The sequence below is a fragment of the Kitasatospora sp. MBT63 genome (assembly GCF_000710465.2).
In the GTDB taxonomy this organism is placed as follows: Bacteria; Actinomycetota; Actinomycetes; order Streptomycetales; family Streptomycetaceae; genus Kitasatospora.
Window position 1 is genome coordinate 1 of sequence record NZ_JAIZ01000742.1, and the last position, 17774, is coordinate 17774.

15 protein-coding genes are annotated in these 17774 nt (G+C 73.8%); 9 read left to right on the forward strand and 6 right to left on the reverse strand.

Annotated elements, in window-relative coordinates; all coding sequences use genetic code 11:
• Nucleotides 1–240: 240 nt before the first annotated feature.
• The 3 genes from AA75_RS38710 to AA75_RS38720 all read left to right on the forward strand — a co-directional run bounded on the left by AA75_RS38710 (nt 241) and on the right by AA75_RS38720 (nt 3713).
• Nucleotides 241–1503, forward strand: a complete 1263-nt coding sequence (locus tag AA75_RS38710) for a MurT ligase domain-containing protein (protein WP_051814153.1) — start codon at nt 241–243, stop codon at nt 1501–1503.
• A gap of 80 nt (nt 1504–1583) precedes the next feature.
• Entirely contained in the window at nt 1584–2312 is a 729-nt protein-coding gene (locus tag AA75_RS38715) for a type 1 glutamine amidotransferase (RefSeq protein ID WP_033825146.1), read from the forward strand.
• Between the two features lie 375 nt (nt 2313–2687).
• Nucleotides 2688–3713, forward strand: coding sequence for a 6-phosphofructokinase (locus tag AA75_RS38720; protein ID WP_033825147.1), 1026 nt, complete (start codon nt 2688–2690; stop codon nt 3711–3713).
• A gap of 70 nt (nt 3714–3783) precedes the next feature.
• Here AA75_RS38720 and AA75_RS38725 read toward each other — a convergent pair whose 3' ends face one another.
• The 3 genes from AA75_RS38725 to AA75_RS38735 all read right to left on the reverse strand — a co-directional run bounded on the left by AA75_RS38725 (nt 3784) and on the right by AA75_RS38735 (nt 7999).
• Nucleotides 3784–5316, reverse strand: a complete 1533-nt coding sequence (locus AA75_RS38725) for a M28 family metallopeptidase (protein ID WP_033825148.1) — start codon at nt 5314–5316, stop codon at nt 3784–3786.
• A 193-nt stretch (nt 5317–5509) separates the two neighbouring features.
• Nucleotides 5510–6457: a hypothetical protein gene (locus tag AA75_RS38730; protein WP_051814154.1), complete on the reverse strand. Its 948-nt coding sequence runs from the start codon at nt 6455–6457 to the stop codon at nt 5510–5512.
• A 168-nt stretch (nt 6458–6625) separates the two neighbouring features.
• Nucleotides 6626–7999, reverse strand: a complete 1374-nt coding sequence (locus AA75_RS38735) for a hypothetical protein (RefSeq protein WP_051814155.1) — start codon at nt 7997–7999, stop codon at nt 6626–6628.
• Between the two features lie 501 nt (nt 8000–8500).
• Here AA75_RS38735 and AA75_RS38740 point away from each other — a divergent pair.
• Entirely contained in the window at nt 8501–10024 is a 1524-nt protein-coding gene (locus tag AA75_RS38740) for a sigma-70 family RNA polymerase sigma factor (protein ID WP_158515641.1), read from the forward strand.
• Between the two features lie 34 nt (nt 10025–10058).
• Here AA75_RS38740 and AA75_RS38745 read toward each other — a convergent pair whose 3' ends face one another.
• Nucleotides 10059–10730 carry a DUF4232 domain-containing protein gene (locus AA75_RS38745; RefSeq protein WP_033825149.1) on the reverse strand — a complete coding sequence of 224 codons (672 nt, stop codon included), beginning with the start codon at nt 10728–10730 and terminating at the stop codon, nt 10059–10061.
• A gap of 243 nt (nt 10731–10973) precedes the next feature.
• On the opposite strand from AA75_RS38745, the gene AA75_RS38750 reads away from it, so the two are divergent.
• Nucleotides 10974–11393, forward strand: a complete 420-nt coding sequence (locus AA75_RS38750; protein WP_033825150.1) for a VOC family protein — start codon at nt 10974–10976, stop codon at nt 11391–11393.
• A 274-nt stretch (nt 11394–11667) separates the two neighbouring features.
• Here AA75_RS38750 and AA75_RS38755 read toward each other — a convergent pair whose 3' ends face one another.
• Nucleotides 11668–12768: a glycoside hydrolase family 3 N-terminal domain-containing protein gene (locus AA75_RS38755; RefSeq protein WP_051814157.1), complete on the reverse strand. Its 1101-nt coding sequence runs from the start codon at nt 12766–12768 to the stop codon at nt 11668–11670.
• A 154-nt stretch (nt 12769–12922) separates the two neighbouring features.
• On the opposite strand from AA75_RS38755, the gene AA75_RS38760 reads away from it, so the two are divergent.
• Nucleotides 12923–13801, forward strand: a complete 879-nt coding sequence (locus AA75_RS38760) for a DUF1906 domain-containing protein (protein WP_051814158.1) — start codon at nt 12923–12925, stop codon at nt 13799–13801.
• Between the two features lie 15 nt (nt 13802–13816).
• Here the strand turns inward: AA75_RS38760 and mgrA are convergent, their stop codons facing one another.
• Nucleotides 13817–14857, reverse strand: a complete 1041-nt coding sequence (gene mgrA, locus AA75_RS38765; protein ID WP_033825151.1) for an L-glyceraldehyde 3-phosphate reductase — start codon at nt 14855–14857, stop codon at nt 13817–13819.
• A 165-nt stretch (nt 14858–15022) separates the two neighbouring features.
• Here mgrA and AA75_RS38770 point away from each other — a divergent pair, with 165 nt between their 5' ends.
• The 3 genes from AA75_RS38770 (at nt 15023) to AA75_RS38780 (ending at nt 17561) form a co-directional block, all read left to right on the forward strand.
• Nucleotides 15023–15607 (forward strand): TetR/AcrR family transcriptional regulator, encoded by a 585-nt coding sequence (locus AA75_RS38770; RefSeq protein WP_033825152.1) that lies wholly within the window; start codon nt 15023–15025, stop codon nt 15605–15607.
• Nucleotides 15604–16440 (forward strand): oxidoreductase, encoded by an 837-nt coding sequence (locus AA75_RS38775; protein WP_033825153.1) that lies wholly within the window; start codon nt 15604–15606, stop codon nt 16438–16440. Before AA75_RS38770 ends, AA75_RS38775 begins: the two co-directional genes overlap by 4 nt.
• 164 nt (nt 16441–16604) lie before the next feature.
• Nucleotides 16605–17561 (forward strand): cytochrome c oxidase assembly protein, encoded by a 957-nt coding sequence (locus AA75_RS38780; protein WP_033825171.1) that lies wholly within the window; start codon nt 16605–16607, stop codon nt 17559–17561.
• Nucleotides 17562–17774 lie beyond the last annotated feature (213 nt).

The following is a 17774-nucleotide window of genomic DNA, read 5'->3' on the forward strand; positions in this document are numbered from 1 at the left end:
TGGTTCCCCGCGCCCCGCGAGATGCCCCCGGCCCCGGCCCGGCACCTCCCAGGAGCGCGGGGAACCGCGCGAAGAACCACCCACCGGCCCCCGGAGGGGTCCGTCAAGGCACTCGCGGCAGGCCGCACCGGGTCCGGGGATCATCCCGGCCGTGTGGAGTGGGTAGGCTGGCCCCGTCCCCACCGCCCGACGGTCACTGCTCGACCCGGGTGGTGCCGCAGCAAGGAGGAACCACTGAGCATGCCAGGCACCGATTCGGAAGCCACGGGCGCGCGCGACGCCTCGCTGCCCGCCCGCGCCAAGATCGCCGTGACGGCCGGCCGGATGGCCGCTGCCCTCTCCCAGAAGGCGGGCCGCGGCAGTGGCTCGGTGATCGGCGGCAAGGTAGCCCTCAAGCTGGACCCCGACCTCCTCGCGACCCTCGCCGAGAACCTCGACGTGGTCCTGGTCAGCGCGACCAACGGCAAGACCACCACCACCCGGCTGATCGCCGAGGCGCTGCGCGCCGCCGGCCCAGTCGTCTCCAACGCGCTCGGCGCCAACATGCCGGCCGGCATCACGGCCGCGCTGGCGGGCGGCGGCGAGGCGAAGTTCGGTGTGATCGAGGTCGACGAGAAGTACCTGCCGATGGTCGCCCGGGACACCCGTCCCAAGGCCATAGCGCTGCTGAACCTCTCCCGTGACCAGCTGGACCGCGCCGCCGAGACCCGGATGATGGCCGAGAAGTGGCGCGAGGGCCTCAAGGACACCGATGCGGTGATCATCGCGAACGCGGACGACCCGCTGGTGACCTGGGCCGCCTCCTCCTGCAAGAAGGTGGTCTGGGTGGCCGCCGGACAGGCGTGGAAGGAGGACGCCTGGTCCTGCCCGTCCTGCGGTGGTGTGATGCAGCGGCCCGGCGACGACTGGTTCTGCCAGGAGTGCGGCTTCCGCCGTCCCAACCCGCACTGGGCGCTGCAGGGCACCCACGTCATCGACCCGCACCGCGGTGCCTGGCCGATCACGCTCCAGCTGCCCGGCCGCGCCAACCTGGCCAACGCCACCAGCTCGGCCGCGGTGGCCGCCGTGTTCGGCGTCGCCCCGCAGGTCGCGCTGCAGCGGATGCAGTCGGTCGCCGCGGTGGCCGGCCGCTACGACGTGGTCTCCTACCTGGGCCGCGACGTCCGCCTGCTGCTGGCCAAGAACCCGGCCGGCTGGCTGGAGACGTTCTCGCTGATCGACGGCCCGCCGGCGCCGGTGATCCTCTCGGTCAACGCGCTGGACGCGGACGGCACCGACACGTCCTGGCTGTGGGACGTGGACTACGAGCGCCTGTCCGGCCACCCGATCTTCGTGATGGGCCAGCGCAAGCTGGACCTGGCCGTCCGGCTGGAGGTCGCGGGTCTGCAGTTCCAGGTCGTGGAGTCGCTGGAGGAGGCCGTCCGGGTCGCCCCGGCCGGCCGGATCGAGGCCATCGCGAACTACACCGCGTTCCAGCAGCTGCGGAAGGCGGTGGCGAGCTGATGTCCGTCCCCTCCTACCAGAACCCCGGTTTCGGTTCGGCCCCGCAGTACGGGTCCCAGCAGCAGGGAAGGCCTTCCAGGATGAGCGAGAGCAGCCTGCGGGTGGTCTGGGTCTACCCGGACCTCCTGAGCACCTACGGCGACCGCGGCAACGCCCTGGTCGTCGAGCGCCGGGCCCGCCAGCGCGGCCTCGGGGTCACCCGGATCGACGTGCGGTCCGACCAGTCGGTGCCCACCAGCGGTGACATCTACCTGATCGGCGGCGGCGAGGACCGGCCGCAGCGGCTGGCCGCCGAGCGGCTGCGCAACGACGGCGGCCTGCAGCGGGCGGCCGAGAACGGCGCGATCATCTTCTCGGTGTGCGCCGGGTACCAGATCCTCGGCCGGGAGTTCATCAACGACCTCGGTGAGCGCGAGGCGGGCCTCGGCCTGCTGGACGTGTGGACCACCCGCGGCGAGGGCGCCCGGTGCGTCGGCGACGTGCTGGCCACCGTCGACCCGCAGCTCGGCCTGCCGCAGCTGACCGGTTTCGAGAACCACCAGGGCGTCACCCACCTCGGCCAGGGCGTCAAGCCGTTCGCCTCGGTGCAGGTCGGCCGGGGCAACGGCACCGGAGACGGTACCGAGGGCGCCTGGCGGGACACCGTCTTCGGCACCTACCTGCACGGTCCGGTGCTGGCCCGCAACCCCGCCGTCGCGGACATGCTGATCAAGCTGGCGCTGGACGTGAACGCGCTCCCGCCGGCCGACACCACCTGGTACGACGCGCTGCGCGCGGAGCGGATCGCCGCCACCGGCCGTCCGGCCTAGGGCTCGCCGGGGCACGCCCCGCACCTCGCCGAGGTCCCGGCCCACGCCGGGACCTCGGCCACACCGACCGGGAGAAGACCAGCATCCGGTCCACCCGTGCCCTAGTGGCCGTCGGCATAACAGAATAGGTAGCGCTGGACGCACACCCTCCTCGGCGTCCAGCCGCAGTTTCGCGCGGAGGCGTCGACGATGCCGCTCCCGCGCCGGTGCCTGCTCGGCCGGAGGCAGGAACCGTATGCTGTGCTGAACGGTCGATTTCGGGACAAAATGTCCGAAATCGCCCGGCCGCGGTGGCGACACCGAGGTGGTCGTCCGGCCGTCCGGTTACTCCCCCAGCCTGACGGCTGGGGGTGCCCCCTGGGGAGTTGCAAAGCAATGCGTATTGGTGTCCTGACCAGCGGCGGTGACTGCCCCGGCCTGAACGCCGTGATCCGATCCGTGGTCCACCGGGGGGTGGTCGACCACGGCGACGAGATCATCGGTTTCCAGGACGGCTGGCGGGGTCTCCTCGAAGGCGCCCACCGTCCGCTGACCCTCGACTCGGTGAGCGGCATCCTCGCCCAGGGCGGGACGATACTGGGTTCCTCGCGGGTCCAGCCGAGCCACCTGCGCGACGGTGTGGAGCGCGCCAAGCGGTACTGCGCGGACCTCGGCATCGACGCGGTCATCCCGATCGGCGGCGAGGGCACCCTCAAGGCCGCGAAGCTGATGAGCGACGGCGGCCTGCCGGTGGTCGGTGTGCCGAAGACCATCGACAACGACATCGCCTGTACCGACGTGACCTTCGGCTTCGACACCGCCGTGTCGGTGGCCACCGACGCGCTGGACCGGCTGAAGACCACCGCCGAGTCGCACCAGCGGGTCATGGTGGTCGAGGTGATGGGCCGTCACACCGGCTGGATCGCACTCAACGCCGGCATGGCGGCCGGTGCCCACGCGATCGTGGTGCCGGAGCGGCCGTTCCACATCGACAAGCTCACCGAGGTGGTGCGCGAGCGCTTCGAGCGCGGCAAGAAGTTCGCCATCGTGGTCTGCGCGGAGGGCGCCAAGCCCGAGCCCGGCACCATGCACTGGGAGGAGGGCACCCGGGACATCTACGGCCACGAGCGGTTCACCGGGATCGCCACCCAGCTCTCCGGCGAGCTGGAGCACCGGCTCGGCAAGGAGGCCCGCCCGGTGATCCTCGGCCACACCCAGCGCGGCGGCACGCCCACCGCGTACGACCGGGTGCTGGCCACCCGGTTCGGCTGGCACGCGGTGGAGGCCGCCCACAAGGGTGCGTTCGGGCACATCACGGCGCTGCAGGGCACCGAGATCAGGCTGGTCCCGCTGGGCGAGGCCGTCGCCGAGCTGAAGACCGTCCCCGCCGAGCGCTACGTCGAGGCCGAGACCGTCATCTGACCCGCCGTCCGACCGGGCCCCCTGCCGCGCACCCGCGGCCGGGGGCCCGTCGTCGTTCCTCGGCCGCGGTCTACTCCGCGGCCTCCTGGTGGCCGTCGTGCAGGCCGCCGTCACCGCCCTGGCCGGTGGTGTCCTCGGGTGCCACCGGCACGGACAGCGGGGCGAGGTCCCAGGCGTACGCGCCGACCGAGTCGGCGATGGCCTCGATGTTCACCGCGAAGACCTTCCGGTCCAGGTTGGTGAGGGTGTCGCAGGCCTGGTGGTAGCAGGTGTCGTAGGCCACCCCGGCGACGCCGCCGTAGCGGGCCGCCTGGGCCTCGGTCTTGATGCCCTCGGCGCCGGTGAAGGTGCCGCCGGAGGGGATGCCGGCGTCGATGAACGGGCCGTAGTCGGAGCGGCCGGTGAAGTCGCTGCCCTCGTGGGCGAGGTGGTGGCGGTCCAGGTAGCCGGTGAGCCGCCGCTCCAGCTGGGCGGAGCCGGCCGGGCCGGGGCCGGAGCCGGCGTGGTCGGAGTCGTCGCCGTCGTAGACGAAGCGCACCGGGTTGGGCGAGGCGATCATGTCGAAGTTGAGGTACAGCTTGATCTTCGCGCGGTCCGCCTCGGACAGCGAGGCGACGTACTTCTCCGAGCCGACCAGGCCGAACTCCTCGGCCGACCACCAGATGAACCGCACCTTGTTGCCGACCTGGTGGCCCGCCAGCTGCTCGGCCACCTCCAGGATGCCCGCGGAGCCGGAGCCGTTGTCGTTGATGCCGGGCCCGGCGAGCACGGAGTCCAGGTGGGCGCCGACCACGACGGTGTTGCGTTCGTCGCCGCCGCGGGTCTCGGCGATCACGTTCCAGGTGTGGCGGGTCTCGTGGAAGGTCCGGATCTCCAGGGCGAGGGTCACCGGGCCCGCCGCGGCCCGCGCGGCCAGCGCCCGGCCGGCGTCCCTGGTGATCCCGCCGGTCGGGACGCGGGCGACGGCCGGGTCCCCGAGGGTGCCGTTGACCGGGCCGTCGGCGTTGTTGTACACCAGCGCGCCGACCGCGCCGGCGGCCGCCGCGGCGGCCTGCTTGACCGCGAAGGTGCATCCGCCGCGCTGGATCAGCGCGATCTTTCCGGTGAAGGCGCCGGGCGCGTAGTCGCCGTCCTCGCAGCCGCTGGTGGCGTCCTCGGGCACGGCCGCGAGCTGCGCGGTGAGCCCGCCGGCCGGGGTGCTCGCGGAGTACGTCATGGCCGAGACCGGGACCTCCTCGGCGGCGGGCGCGACCACCGCGAGGTGCTCGGCCAGGGTCTGCGCGAAGACGTAGTCGAACTCGTGCCGCGAGACCTTCAGTCCGGCCCGGCGGGCCCGGTCGGCGACGTACTCGGCCGACTCCCGGTGGCCGGGGGAGCCGGCGACCCGGGTGCCGCCGTTGCGGTCGGCGATCCGCTGAAGGGCCTTCAGGGTGCGGTAGGCGTCGTCCGCGTCGCTGCTGCGGACCAGTTCCCGGGCCAGCCGCTCGCCGCGGTCGGCGCGGGTGGTGGCGGCGGACGCGGGCGCGGCGGCCAGCACCAAGGGGGCGGCCAGCGCGGCGGCGGCGAGCGCCGCTTGCGCGGCCCTGCGGTGTCGTCGGTTCAAGGCGTGTCCTTCCAGCGGTCCGTGACGGTGCGTGGGGTGACGCGAGGACGGGGAGGCGCTGGAGGGGAAACTACCGGCAAAGAGATGGCATGGACATCCCCATGACACGGCCATGGGGACGAATTCACGCCTTTGCCGTCCGGCGCCGCCCCGGGCACGATCCCGGGGCGGCGCCGAGGCGGACCGGCCGGGCTCAGCCCTGGTAGACCCGGGCCGCCGCGATCGGCCGCTCGCTCACGGGGTGCGCCACCGTGGAGTTGACGCCCCAGCGGTACCCGGCGAACAGCTTGGTCGTGGCGTCCGCGTAGAACACCAGATGCCCGTAGCCGACGCCGTTGTACTCCTTCCAGCCCGGCGTCTCACCCGGACGCTCCTCGATCCGGGTGTCGGGGAACGCCCGGTAGAGGGCCTCCGCACCCGCCGAGGCGGCCGGGTTGCCGTGCGGGTTGCTGGTGCAGTCGATGACCTCGAAGACGTACGGGACGACGCCGGCGCCGACCCGGGCGTCCGCCGACGAGGCCCAGGTGCCCTTGCGCTCCCTGATCATCACGATGTGCCCGGTGTACGGGGTGGTGGTGGCGTCCTCGTCGTAGTCGAAGGCCACGAAGTCGCCCGGACGCAGGTTGACCGGCTTGGTGACGGCGGTGAAGTGCGGGATCGCGGCGGCGTTGGCGAAGCCCGCCCGGAACTTCTCGGCGGTCGGGAAGAGCTTGCCGGGCTCGGTGCCGAAGTAGTCGCGGAAGTACTGCTTCGTCGCCCAGCGGGCCGGGTCCTGCTCCTCGGTCGCCGAACGCGGCCCGTAGGTGCGCTCCAGCACCAGCGAGACGAAGGACGAGCACTGCGCCAGCACCCGGAACTGCTCCGGGTGGCCGGGCTCGCCCCACACCGCGGTGGAGTTGTCGTCCGGGAACTGCCCGGCCAGCTTGTAGCGGTTGGCCTCGGTGCCCCAGGGCAGCGTGCGCAGGTACTCGACCAGGGTCTCGGCCTCGATCTGGTGCGGCGGCTTGACCTGGTACGGGCTGGGCGGCGGGACCTCGGCGGCGGCCGCGCGGGCGGCCGGTGCGGCGGCCAGCAGCGCGGCGCCGGCCGTACCGGCGGTACCGGCCATCAGGGCCCTGCGGGTGAGGCGGTGTTCGGACATGGCGGATCCCCCGTAGCAGAACTGTCGGACTGTCGTTCGAGCGATCATGATCCTAGAGAGTTGATCACCCGTCCGACCGGCGTTCCGACAGATCGGCCCGGCCCTCCGCTCCTGGGCCGTATCCGACCCGTGACGGGCCGCCACGCGGGGGCGGCGGCCTGCCGGGGATCAGTGCTTGCGGTGGGTACGGCGCCTGCGCACCAGCAGGACGGCGCCGCCGCCGGCGGCGATGAGAGCGGCCCCGATGACGCCGGCGCCGGTGGCACCGCCGCCGGTGGAGGCGAGCACTCCGTCGCCGGCGCGGGTACCCGGCGTCGTGCCGTCAGGGACGGGGTTGAAGGTGGAGCCGATGACGGTGTGGTCGTCCGACTGGTCGGAGGTGGGCGGGACCGCCGGCGTCGGGGAGTGCGAGGCCTTCGCCGTGGCGGTGGCCGGGCCCGTGGGGCTGGGGGCCGGGGTGGTGGGCCTACCGGTCGGCGGGGTGCCGGCGTCGTCTCCGAGCTGGATGCGGACATCCGCACCGGCGGCGGTGGTCTGGGTGACGCTGACCGACAGGTGCGCGGAGGTGTCGACGAGCGCGCCACCGCCGGTGCTGAACGAGCCCGTGCCGGTCTTGTCGTCGCGCTTGACGTTGCTGATCATGATCGCGCGGTCGTAGTGCCCGCCCGGGACCTGGTAGACGTCCACGCCCTGGGCGACGTCGCGGTCCGCGGTGGCCGCGTCGGGCGTGCGGTACTCGACGACGATCCGGTCGCCGCCGGTCCCCAGCGGGAGGTCGACGGCGCGTACGCCGGAGGTCCCGGGTGCGTGCAGCGGGGTGAGGTGGACGGAGGTGGTGGCCGAGGGCGTGGTGACCTGCTGGGCGGTGAGCCACTTCAGGGACAGCAACTCCGGTGCGGTCAGGCCCTTCTTCTCGCCGCCCGCGCCCATGGGGGTCCGGTAGCTGTAGCCGTCCGCGGTGCAGGCGGTGAAGGTGCCGGCCGGGCACAGGTGCCGTTCCTGGTGGGCGAAGCCGAGATTGTGGCCGGCCTCGTGGACGATGGCCGCCTTGTCGCCGACGGCGCCCTCGTGGAACCAGGTCTTGGGGCCCGGCATGGAGCCGAGGCCCCACCACTCGCTGCAGAACTTGGTGTTCATGACGACCGAGATGTGGTCGTACGTCACATCGGGGATCGCCTTGCGGGCGAGGTCCGCCATCTTTCCGGTGTCGCAGGCCGCGGAGTCGTCCATGTCGATGGTGAACGGCCCGAAGACGCCGTCGCCCTTGGCGGGAACGATGCTCAGCCGCCCGCCGGAGTTGTCGGCGTAGTACGACGCGAGCGAGTCCGTGGCACCGAAGAAGTTCCGTACCGCCTGGTCGTGGGCCTTCTGCGGGTCGGCCAGTGCCAGGTTGCGAAAGTTGACGAGCACCACGGCGCGATGATCGACGCTCTGCGGGGCCGGCTCGGCCGACGCCGGTGCGGCGAGCAGACCGAGGGACGCGGCGGCGGCGCCGGTGGCGGCGACGCAGCGCCGGCTCCTCTTCGGACGGTGGTTGGCCACGGTGCGTTCTCCTTCTGGGTGGTCGGTCGGTGCGGGTGCCCGGCAGGCGGCAGCGCGCCGCGGGGCCGGGCCGGACGGGTGTCGGCCGATCGTCATGGCGTGCTCCCTCCCGGTCCGTCGGTTCCTGCGATGGGAGACCGGGCCGGTGAGCGGGCGACCTGCGACTTTGCCGAATCTTTACCCGGCGGGGTCCCTGCGGCGCTCCGCACCGGCGGTGCGTGCGCGGATCAGCCCGGCACCACGCTCCCGCCGGCCCCCGCGCCCTCATCGACGGGCACCCGCCCACCCGGCACCCGCCCCGCGCCGCGTACCGGAACGGCCGGGTCCGCGGCAGAGCGCCCGTTGCCGGACAGGTCGGCGGACATGGCACACTTGCGCGCTATCCGGTCGGCGCAGCCCGTCCTCGCGCGGCGGACATGGCCGTCGGCCAGGACCGACCGGGCATCGGCGAGCAGACAGGAGTGGGCGTTGCGCGTACTGGCGACGGAGACCCGGACGGACTTGACCGATCTGACCGATGCGCAGCTGGCCGTCCTGCTGCGCGAGCCCGCGTCCCCGGCGGGGCCGACCGTCCGCGATGTGATGGGCGAGGTGTTCGCCCGTCACCACCCGGCCGTGCTCGCCTACGCCCGCACCTGCTGCCGGGACGCCGCCACCGCCCACGATCTCGCGGCCGAGGCCTTCGCCCGCACCTACCGTTCGGTCGTCTCCGGGGCCGGACCCCAGCACGCCTGGCGCGCCTACCTGCTGACCTGCGTCCGCCGCACCGCCGTGGACTGGGCACGCGAGGGCGCGCGCACCCAGCTGTCGGACGACTTCGAGTCCTGGGCCGACACCCTGCCCGCGGGCCACGACGCGGAAGGGGCCGTGCTCGCCGCCGAGGAGGTGTCGCTCGTCCTGCGCGCCTACCGGTCGCTGCCCGAACGCTGGCAGGCCGTGCTGTGGCACTCGGTCGTCGAGCACGAGGCCGCCGATGCGACCGCCCGGCGTCTCGGCATCACCGCGGGCGGCGTCGGTTCACTGGTCGCCCGCGCCCGCGAAGGCCTGCGCGAGGCCTATCTGCGGGCCCACCTCGACCAGACCGCCAGCGAGGAGTGCCGGCACTTCGGCGCGCTGATCGCCACCTCCGTCCGCAGGCCGGACAAGCGCGTCGCCCGCGACCTCGACCGCCACCTCCGGTCCTGCGCCGACTGCGCGCGGGCCAGCCGCGACCTGCGGGACCTCAACGGCCGCCTCGGCGCCATCCTGCCCGCGGGGATCCTGCTCTGGCACCCCGTGAGCCTCTGGCCGTCGGCGGCGGGGCACGGCGTCCACCTGGCTGCCGCCAAGTTCGGGGTCGCACGCCGGCTGGCCAGTGCGAAGGTCGCGTGGACGGCGGCGGCCGTCACCGGCGCGACCGTCGCCGCCGTCGCCATCGCGCCGAACCTGTCACACCCGTCCCACCCGGCTGCGGCGCCGACCGCCGCCCCGGTGCGGGAGCCCGCGGGCCAGGACCCGACCGTGTCGGCCACGCCGGCCGCCGCCTTCGCCCTGCCGCCCGCGGCGCGGTCCTCCTCCGCCCCCTCCGCGTCCGCTCCCCCGGGCTCGTCCGCCCCTCACCCGTCGTCGCCCCCGGGTTCGCGGTCCATGGTCAACGCCATGACCGGCCTGTGCGCCCAGGCGGACCCCGGTGGCGCCATCACCCAGCACGACTGCGACCGGAGCGCCGACCAGACCTGGATCCTGCTTCCCGCCGGTGGCAACGCCCGCATCAAGAACCTCGGCACCGGCCGCTGCCTGGGCACCGGGGGCAGCACGACCGACGGCGCCCTCCTGGTCCAGGAGGACTGCGCGGCCTCGAACGCGGATCAGGTCTGGACGTTCTGCGACAACGGCATGGTCGTGAACGCCGCCGACGGCCTGCTCATCGGCCTGAAGCACTGGCCGAAGGCCGACCATCCGGGGTCCGGCGATCAGCTGACGCAGAGTCAAAACTACTACGACAGCCAGGCGTTCCGCTGGCAGCAACGCCCGTTGGGCACCTGAGTGCCGGGCGCCCGCGCCGGCCGGGGCACTCGCGTCATTCGCCCTGGCCGGCGCTTCCCATCGGGCCGATCTTCACCGGGGATCCGCTGCCGTCCGTGACCGGCAGCGAGCCGGCGCCCGGCCAGGGCAGGGTGACCGGGTGGGTCTCGTCCGGCGGGGTCACCACCAGACCGGTGATCCGGACGCCTGAGCCGCCCGAGGTGTTGGCCTGGTAACTGATGCCGAAGTACGTCGACTTGCCGGTCTTCACGACGCCCGTGACGACCGGCTCGCCGGAGCGCTTCGCGGACAGCGTGCCGGCGGAGGTCTTCAGGTCCACGCCCGCGTATCCGGAGAGCGTGCAGTCCTTGCCGCTGTGGTTCTTCAGCTCGACCACGACGGTGTTCTCCGCGTCGCCGGTGATGGTGCGATCGGCGGCGGTGATGGTCAGGTCCGAGGTCTTGCACTTGGTGCTCTGCCCGCCCCCGGCGGGGCCGGTGGGAGCGGCGGTGGGCGAGGTGCCGCCCTTCCCGGGAGCCCCGGAAGCCGGCCCGGTCGAGGCCTGCCCGCCCGAAGCCGGCCCGCCGCCGGGGGAGGCGCCGGTGGCCGTGGTCGGGGCAGCGGCCGGGGCGCCTTGCGCGGTGCCCGAACCGTCGTCCTGGCAGGCGCTGAGCGTGAGGGCCGCGCAGGCGGCCAGGGCGGCGAAGGCGAACTTGCGGACGCGCACGGTGTGTTCCTCCGGGTGAGGTGGCGGGTGCCTGGTGCTCGGTGCGAGCGGGATTCCGAAACCCAGGACCGCCCGCCCGGACGAACCGTTCCGCCCGGGCCACCCTCGGGACAAGGCTGTGACATGTACGGATGGAAACCACCCGCGCCGCCCGCGCATCGCCACCCGCTACGGAGCCGCGACGGCGGTGTCGGCCGGGGATGGCAGGATGACGGGCCGAGTGCCGGTTCCCAGGAGGACGAGATGCGACAGCGGCTCAATCTGATTCTGCTCGGTGTGCGCGATGTCGCCGCCTCGGTCGCGTTCTACCAGGCGCTGGGCTGGAAGAGGTCGACGGCGGGCTCGGACGGGTTCGCACTGTTCGAGCTGGGCGGGGTCGCGGTCGCGTTCCAGTCCCGGGCGGCCTTCGCGGCCGACGCCGGTCTGCCCGACCGGGACCAGGGTGGCTTCGCAGGCTTCGCGCTGGCGTACGTGGCCCGCAGCGCCGAGGAGGTGTACCGGGTGATGGCCAGGGCCGCCGAGCTGGGCGCCACCGTGACCCGTCCGGCCGGCCCGAACGCCTGGGGCCACAGCGGGTACTTCACCGATGCCGACGGCCACCTGTTCGAGGTCCTCCACGAAGACGGCTGGATCTTCGACGACCACGACGACCTGGTGCTCTGATCGCCCGCCCCTGAGCTTCTCGGGAGGCCGCGGGGCCGGCCGGGTCTCCCACGGACGTGGCAGGGCCGGTCTGTTGCCCGGCACCCGGCTCCGGCGCACCTCGTTCCCGCCCGTCGCGAGCGGGGCCGTTCGCTTGCCGCCGGGCCAGGCCCGGCCCACGTCAAGGCCGTTCGCCCCCCGATGAGCGGCGGGACCCACTCGGGCGGTGGCCCGCCTCCCGTTCACCGTCCGTCGCGGTGCCGGCCGGGCCGGTCGTGCGAACGGTCCGGCCCGGTCAGGCCAGGTGTGCCTGGAGGTCGGCGATCCGGTGGGTGGCGAGGGCGAAGGCGGCGGGGTCGAGGCGGCCGGAGGCGAGGGCGTCGGCGAGGGCGGTCGTGGCGTCGCGGCCCTGGGCCGGGTCGCCGGAGGAGCAGAGCAGCAGGTCCACGCCGGCCGTGGCGGCGGCCACCGCGCGGTGGCCGGTGTCGCCGAAGTCCCGTAGCGCGCCCGCTTCCAGGGCGTCGGAGAGGGTGACACCGCGGAAGCCGAGCCGGCCGCGCAGCTCCTGCCCGACCACGGCGGGCGACAGGCCCGCCGGCCGGTCCGCGTCCAGGGCCGGGTAGACGGCCCAGGACAGCATCACCAGGCGTACCCCGGCGGCGACGGCGGCCCGGTACGGCGCCTCGTCGACGGTCCGCAGGGTGGCCTCGTCGACCGGCAGGGTGACCGGTGCCAGGTCGGTGTTCTCGGCGGTGGCCGCGGTGCCCAGGCCCGGGAAGTGCTTGGCGGTGGCGGCGACGCCGGTGCGCTGCTGGGCGGTGAGGAAGGTGCCGCCGAGTTCGGCGACCGCCTGGGGGTCGCTGCTGAAGGAACGTTCCTTGCGGTCGATGAAGTTGCCGGGCGTCCGGTAGACGTCCAGGACCGGGGCGAGGTTGACGTTGAGCGCGAGGCCGGCGAGGTTCTTCCCGGCGCCGCTCCCGGCCGAGGCCGCCGCGGCCCGCGGGTCGGCGGAGGAGCCGACGGCCCGTGCTGACAGCTCCGGCGCGCCGGGCACCCGCCGTACCGGGCCGCCCTCCTGGTCGGTCATCAGCAGCAGCGGTGTCCGGACGCCGCTGGTGCGCCGCGCCTCGCGCAGCTGCCGGACCGCCGATCCGAACTGGCGGGCGTCCGCGTAGTTGTCCTTGAAGAAGATGACGCCCGCGGCCCGGCCGCCGCGGATCTCCGCCAGCAGGTCCTCGGGCGGGACGAGGCCCTGGTACGAGTAGATCACCCGCTGTCCGGCGAGCTGTCGCGCCGTCGGCCCGGCGGGCGGGCTCGGTGCGGCTGCGGCGGCCACCGCGACCAGCAGCAGCGCCAGCGCGGTGACGGTCCATCGGGTGGGTACGGGTGCGCGCACGGGCCTCTCCTTCGTACCCCCCGTCGACCCGGCCACCCTACGGCGGGCCCGCGGTGGCGCCGGGTGCGACGCGCCCCGCCGTACGGGTGCGACATGCCCGGCCGTACGGCGCGCCCGCCGGGCGGGCGGGGACCGGTGGCGCAGGCTCGCGGGCATGCGCCCACTGTCCCGACGGACCGCCCTCGCCGCGGCCGCCCTGGCCCTGCTGCTGCCCGCGGCGAACGCGACCGCACGGGCCGACGAGCCCGGCCCGCCGGTGGAGGTGGTGGACGGGCTCGGCTTCGACGCCTGTACCGCGCCGCCGCTGGGGACGATGCAGGCGTGGTGGGACGACTCGCCGTACGAGGCGGTCGGGATCTACCTCAGTGGAAGTCAGCGGGCTTGCAAGCAGCCGGAGTTGACGGCCTCCTGGGTACGGGAGGTGCAGGCGATGGGGTGGCGGCTGATCCCCACCCACGTCGGCCTGCAGGCCCCCTGCAACGTCAGCGCCGGCAAGCCCGCGAAGTTCGACCCGGACCGCGCCCGGGAGCAGGGCCGGCAGGAGGCCGAGGAGGCGGAGGCCGCCCTCGCCGAGCTCGGCCTGGGCGAGGGCAGCCCGGTCTACCTGGACATCGAGGCGTACGCCCCGGGGGCGGACCCGGCCTGTGGCGACGCCGTGGCGGACGCGGCCGCCGGCTGGACCGAGGAACTCCACCGGGCGGGCTACCTGTCCGGCGTCTACTCCAGTCTCGACTCCGGCGTCCGTGACCTGGCGGCCGCCGCCCGGGCCGGCCGCACCCCGGTGCCGGACGCGCTCTGGTACGCGCGCTGGGACGGCCGCCAGGACACCGGCGGCACCGGCAGCACCGGCGGCCTGTCCGACGACCTGTGGGCCGGTCACCGGCGGATCCACCAGTACGCGGGCGATGTGCGGGAGACCTGGGGCGGGGTGACCTTGAGCATCGACCGCAGCCGGGTCGACGGCCCGGTGGCGGTCGCCGCCGGGCCGTCGGGCGAGTGGAGCGGGCAGTCCGGGAGGAGCGGCGGCCGGTGACCCGGCCGGCGGCGCTCAGCCCTCGGTCGAGCGGGCCCAGAGGTTGAGGCCGGCGTCGGTGGCGTACCGGTCGATCTCGGCGATCTCGTCGTCGCCGAGCGCGGGCCCCTGGAGGGCGGCCACGTTGGCCTCCAGCTGGGCGACCGAGGAGGCGCCGATCAGGGCGGAGGTCATCCGGGGGTCGCGCAGCAGCCAGGTGAGGGCCAGCTGGGCCAGGGACTGGCCGCGGCGGGCGGCGATGTCGTTCAGTGCCCGCAGCTTGTGCAGGGTCTCCTCGGTGATCGCCCCGGGGTCGAGCGACTTGCCCTGGGCGGCCCGCGAGTCGGCGGGGATGCCGGAGAGGTAGCGGTCGGTCAGGATGCCCTGGGCGAGCGGCGCGAAGCCGATGCAGCCCGCGCCCTCGGCCTCCAGCACGTCGAGCAGCCCGTCGTCCTCGATCCACCGGTTGAGCATCGAGTACGACGGCTGGTGGATCAGCAGCGGAACCCCGAGGCCGCGCAGGATGTCCGCCGCCTCCTTGGTCTTCTCGGCGTTGTACGAGGAGATGCCGGCGTACAGCGCCTTGCCCTGGCGGACCGCGGACGCGAGCGCGCCCATGGTCTCCTCCAGCGGGGTCCGCGGGTCGAAGCGGTGCGAGTAGAAGATGTCGACGTACTCCAGGCCCATCCGGCGCAGCGACTGGTCGAGGCTGGCCGTCAGGTACTTGCGCGAGCCCCACTCGCCGTACGGGCCGGGCCACATGTCGTAGCCGGCCTTGGTGGAGATCACCAGTTCGTCGCGGTAGGGGTGCAGGTCGGCGGCCAGATGGCGGCCGAAGTTGGCCTCGGCGGAGCCGTACGGCGGGCCGTAGTTGTTGGCCAGGTCGAAGTGGGTGATGCCGAGGTCGAAGGCCCGGCGCAGGATCGCGCGCTGGGTCTCGAAGCTGCGGTCGTCGCCGAAGTTGTGCCACAGGCCGAGCGAGATCTCCGGCAGGTCCAGGCCGCTGCGGCCGCTGCGGCGGTAGCGCATGGAACCGTCGTAGCGCTCTTCGGCGGCCCGGTACGGGGCGGTGGTCATCAAGGCCTCCAGACGTGATTTGTTTCGAGTAAGAACAATATCGGACCGGACATTCCACCCCGACACGGGAGTCCACCACGGCCGCGCGGCCCGCTCCACCGGACTCGCCGGGCGGAGGCCGGCCGGGCCCTTGACGTTCTGACATTCTGTGCAAACATTGTCAGTATGTCGGAGGACGAGAAGGTCACCCTGATCCTGGACGCGGCCTACGCCTGCTTCGCCCGCCACGGCGTACGGCGCACCACGATGGAGGACATCGCCCGCGAGGCGGGGATGTCGCGCCCGTCGGTGTACCAGTACGTGCGCAACAAGGAGGACGCCTTCCGCCGGCTCGCCGGGCAACTGCTCGACCGGGCCCTCGCCGAGTCGCGCGCCGCCGCGGCCCGACCCGCCGACGACCCCGCCGACCGGCTCGCCGCCGCGCTGGCCGGCAAGCTCGGCCTGGTCCAGCGGATGTGGCAGGACAGCCCGGCACACGCCGCCGAGCTGCTCGGCGTCGACGCCAGGCTGTCCGCCGAGCTGATCACCGCGTACGAGGCGGCCATGCGCGAGCTGCTCGCCGACCTCGCCCCGGCCGGCCTCTCCCGGGCCGCGGCGCTCGAGCTGGCCGAGCTCCTGCTCGCCTTCACCCGCGGCCTGGAGGCCGACCTCACCGACCCCGACGCGCCGGCCCGCCGGCTGCGCCAGGGCGTGCGCCTGATGGTCACCGGCCTCGCCCACTCCCCCACCACCTCCCTGGAGCCGTCATGACCACCGCAGTCCTGATCACCGGTACCTCCTCCGGCATCGGCCGGGCCACCGCCGAGCGCCTGCTGAACCGCCGCGACCTCACCGTCTGGGCCACCGCCCGCAGCACCGACTCGATCGCCGACCTGGCCGCGGCCGGCGCCCGGGTGCTGCCGCTGGACGTCACCGACGAACAGTCGATGGCCGCCGCCGTCCGGGCCGTGGAGGCCGAGCACGGCGCGGTCGGCGCGCTGGTCAACAACGCCGGGTACGGCGAGTACGGCACCATCGAGGAGACCGACCTGGACGGGGTGCGCCGCCAGTTCGAGACCAACGTCTTCGGGCTGGCCCGGATGACCCAGCTGGTGCTGCCCGCCATGCGCGCGGCCGGCCACGGCCGGATCGTCAACGTCGGCTCGATGGGCGGCCGGATCGTCTTCCCGGCCGGCGGCTATTACCACGCAAGCAAGTACGCGGTGGAGGCGCTCACCGACGCCCTGCGGTTCGAGGCGGCGCCCTTCGGGATCAAGGTCAGCCTGATCGAGCCCGGCCTGATCCGCACCCGGTTCGGCGACACCGCCGCCCGTACCCTGGCCGGCTCGGCCCCCGCGGCCGGACCGTACACCGCCCTCAACACCACCGCCGACCAGCAGATGGCCGACGGCTACCGCAACGCCCTGCTCTCTGCACCGCCGGAGACCGTCGCCAAGGTGATCGAGCAGGCCGTCCGCTCGCCCCGCCCGCGCACCCGCTACCTGGTCACGCCCGCCGCGAAGGCGCTGGTGCACACCCGCCGGCTGTTCGGCGCCCGGGTCTTCGACGGGTTCCTGCGGATGCAGTACCGCAGCGCCGCCTGACCACCCGGCCGGGCGGCGGGTACGGGGGCGGGTACGGGCCGCGGTTAAGCCCCGCCTAGGGTGGGTCCGAAGCAAAACGGAGGAAACCGGACCCGCCGGGGCCGGCCCGCCCGACGCACCACGAGGGAAAGCAGGACGCGCCGATGGGCGACGGCATGGCAGGAATGCACCACCACGGGACGACGCTCGGCCCGTTCACCCTCTCCTCCAGCCTCAGCTGGTCACCCGACTGGCCGTTCCTGATCGGCGCCCTGCTCGCCCTCGGCCTGTACACGGCGGGCGCCGTCCGGCTGTGGCGCCGCGGCGACCGCTGGCCGGTCGGCCGCATGACCGCCTGGGTGGCGGGCATCGGCACCCTGGTCCTGGTCACCAACACCGGGCTGAACGACTACGGCATGGTGCTGTTCAGCGCGCACATGATCCAGCACATGGTGCTGAGCATGCTCTCCCCCATCCTGCTGCTGCTCGGCGCCCCGATCACGCTCGCCCTGCGCGCGCTGCGCCCGGCCCGCAAGGGCAGCGGGAAGGGCCCGCGCGAACTGCTGGTGGCGCTGCTGCACAGCCGGTACGTGCGGATCGTCTCGCATCCGGCCTTCACCATCCCGCTGTTCATCGCCAGCCTGTACGCGCTGTACTTCAGCCCGCTGTTCGACCTGCTGATGCAGTACCGGCTCGGGCACATCGGGATGATGGTGCACTTCCTGGCGGTCGGGATGCTGTTCTTCTGGCCGATCATGGGCGTCGACCCGGGGCCGCACCGGCCCGGTTTCGTGATGCGGATCATCGAGCTGTTCATGGGGATGCCGTTCCACGCCTTCTTCGGCGTCGCGGTGATGATGGCCACCCACCCGCTGGTCACCACCTTCACCGCCGCGACCGCCCCGCCCGGCACCGACCTGCTGAACGACCAGAAGATCGCCGGCGGCATCACCTGGGCGTTCGGCGAGATCCCGACCGCCATCGTGCTGATCGCGCTGACCCTCCAGTGGGCCAAGTCCGAGGAGCGCCAGGCCCGCCGCCGCGACCGCGCCGCCGACCGCGACGGCGACGCCGAGCTGAACGCCTACAACGCCTACCTGGCCTCCCTCGACCGGCGCGGCCGGCAGGCCGAGGCCGGCTGAGCCGGCCCCCCGCCGCGCCACGGGCCCCGTTCCACCTCCGGGTGGGACGGGGCCCGTGGCGTGTCCGGCGGACCTCCAGCCCGTCCGTCGCCCGGGCCGGCACCACCGCCGCCACGCGGGCCACCAGCGGCGCGCCCCAGCACGACTCCCGCAGGTGCTCGCGCAACGCCGACAGCGGGCCGGCACCGGCGCGGCCGCCCCGGGCGCGGGGCC

What these genes read in the sequence shown, in the direction of transcription:
- AA75_RS38710 (WP_051814153.1), top strand. Translation starts at nt 241, where the DNA reads ATGCCAGGCACCGATTCGGAAGCCACGGGCGCGCGCGACGCCTCGCTG.
- AA75_RS38715 (WP_033825146.1), top strand. Translation starts at nt 1,584, where the DNA reads ATGAGCGAGAGCAGCCTGCGGGTGGTCTGGGTCTACCCGGACCTCCTG.
- AA75_RS38720 (WP_033825147.1), top strand. Translation starts at nt 2,688, where the DNA reads ATGCGTATTGGTGTCCTGACCAGCGGCGGTGACTGCCCCGGCCTGAAC.
- AA75_RS38730 (WP_051814154.1), bottom strand. Translation starts at nt 6,457, where the DNA reads ATGTCCGAACACCGCCTCACCCGCAGGGCCCTGATGGCCGGTACCGCC.
- AA75_RS38750 (WP_033825150.1), top strand. Translation starts at nt 10,974, where the DNA reads ATGCGACAGCGGCTCAATCTGATTCTGCTCGGTGTGCGCGATGTCGCC.
- AA75_RS38760 (WP_051814158.1), top strand. Translation starts at nt 12,923, where the DNA reads ATGCGCCCACTGTCCCGACGGACCGCCCTCGCCGCGGCCGCCCTGGCC.
- mgrA (WP_033825151.1), bottom strand. Translation starts at nt 14,857, where the DNA reads ATGACCACCGCCCCGTACCGGGCCGCCGAAGAGCGCTACGACGGTTCC.
- AA75_RS38770 (WP_033825152.1), top strand. Translation starts at nt 15,023, where the DNA reads ATGTCGGAGGACGAGAAGGTCACCCTGATCCTGGACGCGGCCTACGCC.
- AA75_RS38775 (WP_033825153.1), top strand. Translation starts at nt 15,604, where the DNA reads ATGACCACCGCAGTCCTGATCACCGGTACCTCCTCCGGCATCGGCCGG.
- AA75_RS38780 (WP_033825171.1), top strand. Translation starts at nt 16,605, where the DNA reads ATGCACCACCACGGGACGACGCTCGGCCCGTTCACCCTCTCCTCCAGC.